Source organism: Streptomyces erythrochromogenes, from assembly GCF_040684695.1.
Taxonomy (GTDB): Bacteria; Actinomycetota; Actinomycetes; order Streptomycetales; family Streptomycetaceae; genus Streptomyces; species Streptomyces erythrochromogenes_C.
On record NZ_JBFBGM010000047.1, the window covers coordinates 20,837 to 29,728 of the forward strand.

7 protein-coding genes are annotated in these 8,892 nt (G+C 73.8%); 3 read left to right on the top strand and 4 right to left on the bottom strand.

Going from position 1 to position 8,892, the window contains the following annotated elements:
* Nucleotides 1-320 precede the first annotated feature (320 nt).
* Nucleotides 321-1,265: a TAXI family TRAP transporter solute-binding subunit gene (locus AB0O53_RS37345; protein ID WP_350997523.1), complete on the top strand. Its 945-nt coding sequence runs from the start codon at nucleotides 321-323 to the stop codon at nucleotides 1,263-1,265.
* 22 nt (nucleotides 1,266-1,287) lie between these two features.
* On the opposite strand, the gene AB0O53_RS37350 is transcribed toward AB0O53_RS37345, so the two are convergent.
* The 4 genes from AB0O53_RS37350 to AB0O53_RS37365 all read right to left on the bottom strand — a co-directional run bounded on the left by AB0O53_RS37350 (nucleotide 1,288) and on the right by AB0O53_RS37365 (nucleotide 6,270).
* Nucleotides 1,288-2,631: a serine/threonine-protein kinase gene (locus AB0O53_RS37350; RefSeq protein WP_350997521.1), complete on the bottom strand. Its 1,344-nt coding sequence runs from the start codon at nucleotides 2,629-2,631 to the stop codon at nucleotides 1,288-1,290.
* Between the two features lie 51 nt (nucleotides 2,632-2,682).
* On the bottom strand, nucleotides 2,683-4,122 hold the full coding sequence (locus AB0O53_RS37355; protein ID WP_365201599.1) for a sensor histidine kinase: 1,440 nt from the start codon (nucleotides 4,120-4,122) through the stop codon (nucleotides 2,683-2,685).
* Entirely contained in the window at nucleotides 4,119-4,802 is a 684-nt protein-coding gene (locus AB0O53_RS37360) for a response regulator transcription factor (RefSeq protein ID WP_350997517.1), read from the bottom strand. The genes AB0O53_RS37355 and AB0O53_RS37360 overlap by 4 nt, the downstream gene beginning before the upstream one ends.
* 64 nt (nucleotides 4,803-4,866) lie before the next feature.
* Complete coding sequence (locus AB0O53_RS37365) at nucleotides 4,867-6,270, bottom strand: MFS transporter (protein WP_350997514.1); 1,404 nt, start codon at nucleotides 6,268-6,270, stop codon at nucleotides 4,867-4,869.
* A 293-nt stretch (nucleotides 6,271-6,563) separates the two neighbouring features.
* Here AB0O53_RS37365 and AB0O53_RS37370 point away from each other — a divergent pair, with 293 nt between their 5' ends.
* The gene (locus AB0O53_RS37370; protein WP_365201602.1) at nucleotides 6,564-7,904 is read left to right on the top strand and encodes a phytase; all 1,341 of its coding nucleotides are present in this window, start codon (nucleotides 6,564-6,566) and stop codon (nucleotides 7,902-7,904) included.
* Between the two features lie 76 nt (nucleotides 7,905-7,980).
* A complete protein-coding gene (locus tag AB0O53_RS37375) occupies nucleotides 7,981-8,820 on the top strand; it encodes a PaaX family transcriptional regulator (protein WP_350997508.1) in 840 nt (279 codons plus the stop codon).
* Nucleotides 8,821-8,892: the final 72 nt, after the last annotated feature.

Genomic DNA, 8,892 nt, shown 5'->3' on the forward strand with positions numbered 1-8,892 from the left:
GGGTCCTTTGCGCCGCAAGTCCCGTGGGGCCCTGTGCCCCGGGTGTGGCGGCGACGTGATGGAAGGTACCCGAACTCTGAGCGACGTTCCATGTCTTCTGGGTAGTAACTCATCTGTCGGACAGACCAGTTGACCTGGGCATCCTTCCCAGGTCGGGACGGGTGCCGCGACGGCGCCGCCCCGGTGGCCGGCCGTATCGTGAGCGTTCATCAGTTCTTCACGGTCGGGCCCGACCGGTCGTGCCTCGCACGGGTGGTGGTGCGTGCCGCATCATGGTGGGCCACCCCGCCCACCCGACGACACCACCCGGAGGCCGGCCGTTGAACGGACCGTCGCGCCGCGCCGTGCTGAGCGCCGGGTTCGCCGCCGCTGCGGCGCCGCTCGGCGGATGCTCGGGGGGCTCCCGCCCCGTACGGCGGCTACGGCTCGCGACGGGTCCCGAGGGCGGCCCGTACAACGCCTTCGGCAAGGCCCTGGCGCTCGCCGTCGGTGCGAGCGATCTGCCGCTGGAGGTCATCCCCGTGAGCACCGCGGCGAGCGTGAACAACCTGCGCAGCCTCGACGAGGGCTCCGCCGAGCTGGCCCTGGCCATGGCGGACACCGCCGAGGACGCGGTGCTCGGGCGCGACACCTTCAGCAGGCCCGCGGCCGTGACGGCACTGGCCCGCGTCTACGTCAACTACACCCACCTCGTCGTTCCGTCCGACGGCCCGGTCCGCACGGTGACGGACCTCGCCGGACGCCCGGTCGCCGCCGGTGCGACAGGATCGGGCGTCCGGGTGGTCGCCCAACGCGTCCTGCGGGCCGCCGGACCGGCCGACGAACGGCCCCTGGGCCTCGCCGCGTCGGTGGCCGCGCTGCGCGAAGGCGCCGTCGACGCACTGTTCTGGTCCGGCGGAGTCCCCACCCCGGCGCTGGCCGGGCTGGCGCGCGAACTGCCCCTGCGGTTCCTGCCGCTGGACGCCTACGTGGCCCCGCTGCGCGAGCGCTACGCCCCCGTCTACACGGCGGTGACGCTGCCCGCCGGGGTCTACGGACTGCGCGAGCCGGTGGGCACCATCGGCGTCGGCAACTACCTGCTGTCCCGCACCGACGTGGAGCCGGACGTCGTGCGCGCGCTGCTGAGGGTCGTCTTCGACCAGTGGCGCGACCTCCTGCGGGAGGTGACGGCGGGCGCCCGCCTGGAGCCCCGCTTCGCCATCTCCACCGGCCGGGTCCCCCTCCACCCGGGCGCGTCCGCGTACTACCGCTCCGTCTACGGCTGACAACGCCGGCCGCCGCCGGCGGTCACCTCGTGCGGCCGACCCACTCCGGCGGCCGCCGGAGGTGGTGGTGCGTCAGCAACGTCTTCAGCTCCACGGTCTCCGCGGGGGAGAGGGCCAGGTTGACACCCCGCTTCTGTCCCAGCCGCAACCGGTCGGGACAGGGGTGCCCCGCGCTGTGCGGGCTCATGGTCACGATCAGCGAGTGGGTCGCGGCGACAGGGCTGTCACCCACGGCCGGCTTCACCAGCTGCACCCTGTCCAGGTGCTCCCACGGATGGAAGACCCGCTCCTCCTCGAAGCGCAGGGCCACCCCCCGCCAGCTCACCATGACGGCCACCGTCACCGTGCGCCGCGCGTTGAGGAAGAGCATGAGGCGCCACGGCACGATCCAGGCGAGGAACAGTCCGGCGAAGATCCCCACTCCCGGCGCCGGCGACTGCGCACCGGCGGCCGTCGCGGCGACGGCGGTGGCCACGCACAGCAAACCGGTCAGGCAGCCCCATGACCCGCCGAGCGGTGTCGGCCCCTTCTGGGAGACGGTCCACGTCCCCCACCCCGGACTGCCGGTGCAGATCCGGATGATCTGGTCCAGGTCCGGCCGCTCGGCCGGATCCTTCTCCAGGCACGCACTGATCAGCGGCTCCAGGGCCGGGGGAACGCCCTCGATGTCGGGTTCCTCCTCCCTCACTCTGCGCTGGACGTCCGGACCGCGCCCGAACGGGGGGCGCCCCGTCGCCGCGAACACCAGGAGCGCACCGAGGGAGAAGACGTCGCTCTCGGGACCGACCTCCTTGTCCGCCGCCGTCTGCTCGGGCGACATGTAGGGCGCGGTGCCGATCGCCACGCCGTCCTCGGTCAGTTGGGTGAGATCCGGTACCAGGGGCTTCGCGATGCCGAAATCGATCACCTGAGGGCCGGCCGCGGTCATCAGGACGTTGGCGGGCTTGAGGTCCCGGTGCACGATGGCCGCCCCGTGGATGTCCCTCAGGGCACCCGCGAGTGCGGCGCCCAGCTCCCGCAGCCGCTCGGCGTCCAGCGGGCCGCCGTCCTCGACCAGGGTCCTCAGGTCGGGCCCCTCGACGTACACCGATGCCACCCAGGGCCGCTTCGTGTCCGCGCGGGTGTCCGCTCCGACGATGGCGGGCGTCCAGGTGCCGCTCACCGTGCGGGCGGCTTCCACTTCGCGCTTGAACCGCTGCCGGTACCCGGGCAGCGACACCACTGATTCACTGATCAGTTTGACCGCCACCCGTGCGCCCGACTCGTCGTGCCCGAAGAAGACCTCCCCCATCCCTCCTCTTCCCAGAACCCCGCTCAACGTGAAACTCCCCACCCGACGCGGATCTCCGTCCCGCAGAGGCTCCATACGCTGCCGTGCCTTTCGGTCGTCAGGCCCCCCAGCCCGTTCTCCCCTGCCCTACCCTTCCGCGGCCCCTCTCACCACTCCCGGTCCGCCGGGCACCTTCCGGCCGGATGCCGGTCGGGAGTCCGGTGGCGGGGGGAGGCGGAAGTGCGCCGCCAGGCCGTGGGGGGTGTTCGCGGCGAGGCCGAGGGCGCCGCCGCCGGCGCGGGCGATCTCGTCGGCGATGGCCAGGCCCAGCCCGCTGCCGGGGACGTTCTGATGCGCGGGTGAGCGGGTGAACCGCCGCAGCAGCAGCTCCAGTTGGTCCTCGGGCACGCCCGGACCGTCGTCCGCGACCCGGACCAGCGTGCTTCCGTCCGCCTGCCGGGAGGCCTCCACCGTGACGTGTCCGCCGAACGGCACGAACTTGACGGCGTTGTCCAGGAGCGCGTCCAGGATCCGGCCGGCCGCGTCGGGCAGGGCGTGCGCCCACAGGCCGTCCGGGACGCCGGCGGCCGACAGCTCCAGCCCCGCCGCGCGGAAGACGGGGCCCCAGGCCGCCACCCGGTGCCGTACCGCGTGCGACACGTCCTGGTCCGTCGGATCGGCCGCGCCGGACTCGACGCGCGCCAGCGCCAGCAGGCCGTCGAGCAGTTCCTCCAGGCGCTCCGCCTCGTCCAGGGCGCGGGCGTGCTCGGCGAGGCCCGGTCCGGGGGCGACGTGCGGCTCGACGTTCTCCAACTGCAGCACCAGCGTCGCCAGCGGATTGCGCAGCTGGTGGGAGGCGTCGGCGACGAAGTCGCGCTGACGGCCTATGGAGTCGGACACGGCCTCGGCCATGGCGTTGAAGTGCTCCCGCAGGCGCCGCAGTTCGGGAGGGCCGGTGTCCGATCCGGCACGGGCCCGCAGGCTGCCGGCGGCCAGCCGTTCCACAGCCCGGTCCAGGTCCAGGACCGGCCGCAGCAGCCAGCGGGCGATCCCCGCGGCGACCAGGGCGGCGGCCGCGAACGACGCGAGCGCCCCGGCCGCGATGAGCGACCAGCGGACGGTGACGTCCCGGCGCGCCGCGTCCGTGGGGACCGCCAGCAGGACCGCCCCGCTGACCCGCTCGTCGCGGCCCACCGGCTCGGCCAGGACGACGTGGCGCGGCCCCCACGGGCGCAGGGTCGGCAGCCGGTCGGTGGAACGGCCGGTCAGCGCCCCTTCGCGCGCCTCCACCGCTCCCGGGCCGGGCGTCGCCCCCGCCCGGGCCAGCGTCGAGCCCGCCGTGTCGACCACGACCACGCCCGCTCCGTACAGGTCGGAGTACCGGCCGATCTCGGCCGCCAGCTCGGCCCGGTCGGCCCCGGTACGCATCCGCTCCGCGAGATCGGCGAAGCGCACGGCCTCCGAGCGCCGCTGGAGCAGCAGGTGTTCCGTCCGCCCGCGCGCGTACCCCTCGGCCAGTGGCAGGCAGAGCAGCAGCGCCGCGACCCCCATGAGCACCGTCAGCACCACCAGAAGCCGGCGCCTCACCGCTCCCCGCCGCCGAGCTGGTAGCCGTACCCGCGGACGGTGCGCACCAGCCCGGAGCGGCCGGTCTTGGCGCGGATGCCGGCCACGTGGACGTCCAGCGAGCGCGAGGCGGCGAGGAAGGCGTCGCCCCAGATCCGGTCCAGGATCTCCGCGCGGGAGTGCACCTCGTCGGGGCGGGCTGCCAGCAGGGCGAGGACGTCGAACTCGCGCCGGGTCAGCCGTACGTGCGTACCGGCGACGGTGACGGTGCGGCCGGCCACGTCCACCTCCACGTCCCCGCGGCGCACCGCCGCCGGGCCCGGCGCCCCGGGGTCACGGTCGGCGCGCGCGTCCGTGCGGCGCCGGACGCTGTCGATCCGTGCCATCAGCTCGGCCATCCGGAACGGCTTGACGACGTAGTCGTCGGCGCCCGCCCGCAGCCCCTGCACGATGTCGCGCTCCTCGCAGCGCGCGGTGACCACGATCAGCGGCACCCCGCACACGGTCCGCAGCCGCCGCAGCAGTTCTATGCCGTCCAAGTCGGGCAGCCCCAGGTCGAGCAGGACGAACTCGGCCTCGTGGGTGTGGCGCAGTGCGTCCTGCGCCCGCGCGACCCGCCGGACGGTGTGGCCGCGCCGGGCGAGGGCGGTGCCGAGGGCCTGCGCCATCCTGTCGTCGTCCTCGACGAGGAGCGCGTGCATGGGAGGCCTCCTCGCGGCGGGGCGTGCGGCCCCCGCGGCCGCCGCCCCAGGCTACCGTCGCCGTTCAGCGGGCGGATCCGGCGGGAGCGGCGGCGGCCGGGTCCCCCCGGTCGGCGTCGCTGCCGGCATGGGCATCGGCCTCGGCCTCGGCGCGGCTGAGGGCCGCGTCGCGGGTGTCCGGCATCAGCACGTAGGTCACGAGGGAGATCAGCGCGCACCCGGAGACGTACCAGAAGAACATGGTCTCGTGACCACTGTTCTTGAACCAGAGCGCCACGTACTCCGCGGTCCCGCCGAAGAGCGCGTTGGCGATGGCGTACGGCAGGGCCACGCCCAGGGCGCGCACCCTGGTGGGGAACAGCTCCGCCTTCACGGCCGCGTTGATCGACGTGTAGCCCGTGATGATCACCAGGGCGAGCAGCGACAGTCCGAGGGCGGACCAGTACGAGGAAGCCGATCCGAGGGCGGTCATGATCGGGTACGTGCCGACGGTGCAGCCCACGGCGAAGGTGATCAGCAGGGGGCGGCGGCCGATCCGGTCGGACAGCATGCCGGCGAAGGGCTGGAGCACGGCGAAGAGGGTCAGGGCGGTGAAGCTGACCAGGGTGGCGGTGGTCTTCTCCATGCCCGCGCTGCCGACCAGGTACTTGGTCAGGTAGGTGGTGTAGGTGTAGTAGGCCACGGTGCCGCCGAGGGTCAGGGCCATGACCAGGCCGGCCTGCCGCCGGTACTGCCACAGGGCCTTGAGCGTGCCGCGGGCGCTGTCGTCGCGGGCGTCCTCGCCGGAGGCCTCCTCCTGGAAGGCGTCGGTCTCCTGGAGGCGGCGGCGCAGCCAGAAGACCACCACCGCGAACAACGCCCCCAGGACGAAGGGGATCCGCCAGCCCCAGCTCTCCAACTGGCGCGTGGTGAGCGTGTGCTGCATCGTGATCAGGATCCCCAGGCCCAGCAGCTGGCCGCAGGTCATCGACACGTACTGGAAGGACGAGCCGAGGCCGCGGCGGTTGCGGGCCGAGGCCTCGGTCAGGTAGGTGGCGCTGGCGGCGTACTCGCCGCCGATGCTCATCCCCTGGAGGAGGCGGGCCAGCAGCAGCACCAGCGCGCCGAAGTAGCCCGCCTGGCCGTAGGTCGGGGCGACGGCGATGAGCAGCGCGGCCACGGACATCATGGTGACGGTGAGGGTGAGTGCGCTCTTGCGGCCGTGCCGGTCGGCGGCGCGGCCGAGGATCCATCCGCCGACGGGCCGCATCAGGAAGCCGACCGCGAAGATCCCCGCGGTGTTCATCAACTGCGTGGTCGGATTGTCGCCGGGGAAGAAGGAGTCGGCGAAGTAGATCGCGAAGCTGGCGTAGACGAACCAGTCGTACCACTCGACGAGGTTGCCGAGCGAGCCGCCGATCAGCGCCAGGCGGCGCTTGCCGCGCTCGTCACCGGGCGTGGGAACGGGTGGTGCTGCGGACGAGGACATGGCGGCTCCGGAGGGAAGTCCCTGAGGGGAGAGGGGAGAACGGCCCCGACGGCGGGGGAGTGCCCAGAGCATGCGGGCCGCGTCGTACCCGGACAAGCTCCGCCGCGCAGATCTAACGTTCCGCTAAGGAAGCGGGCCGGTACGGGATTTCACGCCGCAGTCATGTGCACGTCATGTCTGCTCCATGGCGGCCACCTGCGGGTGGCCCACGGTGGGGGCGGCCCGGCCGCGGAGCACCCGTGGGACCCGACTCCGCCGCCGGCCGACCCCCGACCCCGTGACCAGGAGGCAAGATGAGCGCGATCTCGAGAAGGCGGACGACGGCCGTCGGCGTGGCCGCCGTCGTGGCCCTGGGCGTGATCGCCGTACCGGCGCACGCCCGCGGGGACCGCGGCGCCCCGCCGTCACTGCCCGAGGTGCCCGCCTCCGTCGAGACGCCCTCCCTCTTCGACGACGAGGCGGGCGGCAACGCCAACGCGGACGACCCCGCGATCTGGCGCAACGCGAAGGACCCCGACCGCAGCCTGGTCATCGCCACCGCCAAGGAGGGCGGCCTGCGCGTGTACGACCTGGACGGACGCCAGGTCCAGGCCCTGCCGGCCCCGCCGCCGCCGAGGGCGGGCGACGCCCCCGGCCGGTTCAACAACGTCGACCTGATCACCGGCCTGCGCTTCCCCGACGGCCCCCACGACGTGGCCGTGGTCTCCGACCGGGGCCGCGACCAGCTGCGCGTCTACCGCATCGACGCCGGGCGGACCGGCGCGCCCCTGGTCGACGTCACCGACGAGTCCTCCGCCCCGCTCGTCTTCTCGGCCGGTCCGGACGAGGTCGCCGACCAGCGGACCGCCTACGGTCTGGCCGCCTACACCGACCGCCGCACCGGCCGCTCCTTCGCGGTCACCAGCCGGCGCCACGCCACCGCCCTCGCACTCGCCGAACTCCTGCCCACCGCCGGGGGGAAGGTCGGCTACCGCACGGTCCGCACCACCGCGCTGCCCGCCTCCTTCCGGCTGCCCGACGGCAAGAACTGGTCCCCCTGCGGTGAACCCGGCGAACTGCCGCAGGTCGAAGGCATGGTCGTCGACCCGGACACCGGCGACCTGTACGCGGGCCAGGAGGACGTCGGCATCTGGAAGCTCGACGCCGACCTGCGCTCGCCCGCCCGGCTGATCGAGAAGGTCCGCTCTTTCGGAGTGCCCGGCACCTGGAACCCGCAGACCGAGGAGTGCGACGCGGGCGCCGACCCCGGCTTCGGCGGCCGCCACCTCTCCGCCGACGTGGAGGGCCTGACCATCTGGCGCGATCCCGGGCACCCGCGCCGCGCCGGCTACCTGCTCGCCTCCAGCCAGGGCGACGACACCTTCGCCGTCTTCGACCGCGACCGCGGCGACGCCTACGTCCGCGGCTTCCGCATCACCGCGGGCAGCCGGCCCGGAGCACCCGACGGCTCCCAGGAGTGCGACGGCGCCGCCGTCACGAGCGCCCCGCTGGGCAGGAGGTTCCCCAGCGGCCTCCTCGTCGTCCAGGACGGAGCCAACACCCCCGGTACCGACGGCCCCGACGGGGAAGCCCGTACCGACACCGACTTCAAGTTCGTCGACCTGGGCCGGCTCCGGCGGGCCGTACAGCTGTGACCTGAGCCGGGCGGCCGCACGGAGCCGCGGCCGCCCGGCTCGGTAGGATCGCCACCGCACACGACGGAAGGCGATCATGGCGGACAGTCCCCTCAGGCCCAGCTCGTTGATCAACACGGTCTACGGGGCGTTCCTGCGACGCGTCGGCGGCTGGATCTCCGTCGCCGACCTGCTGACCCTGATGGCGGAACTGGACGTCGACGGCCCGGCCGCCCGCTCGGCGATCTCCCGGCTTAAGAAGAAGGGCGTCCTCGAACCGGAGCGCCGCGGCGCCACCGGCTACCGCCTCAGCCCCGCCGCGCACCCCGTCTTCGACGAGGGGGACCGCCGGATCTTCGGCAGTCTGGAGCCGGCGAAGCTCGGCGACGGCTGGGCGATGGCCGTCTTCTCCGTACCGGAGTCCGAGCGCGCCCACCGCTACCAGCTGCGCACCCGCCTGACGTGGCTGGGCTTCGGGAACATCGCCCCCGGCGTGTGGCTCGCGCCCGCCCGGCTCCTCGGCGACGCACGCGACATGCTCGTACGGCGCGGACTGAGCGGTTACGTCCACTTGTTCGCCGCCGACTACGCCGCCTTCAGCGACCTGCCCGGAACGGTCAGTTCGTGGTGGGACTTCCCCGCGATCGAGGAGCAGTACGCCGGTTTCACCGACGCGTACGGCCCCGTCGCCGAGGCCCTGGCGCAGCGGTCCGACATCGGGGGAGCGGAGGCGTTCCGCCACTACGTGCCGATGCTCACGCAGTGGCGCCGGCTGCCCTACCTCGATCCCGGCCTGCCCGCCGAACTGCTTCCGGCCGACTGGAACGCGGTGGCCGCCCGCCAGGTCTTCCAGCGGCTGAACGAGGTGCTCGCCGCCCCCGCCCTGCGGCACGTGCAGGAGGTCACGGGTCTGCCGGAGGCGATGGAGCAGTCCTGAGAACAGCGGTCCGGGCCGGGCGGGGCCCCCCCGGTGCGGGCGCGCCCGGGTGCCGTGTACGTGTTTGGGGGT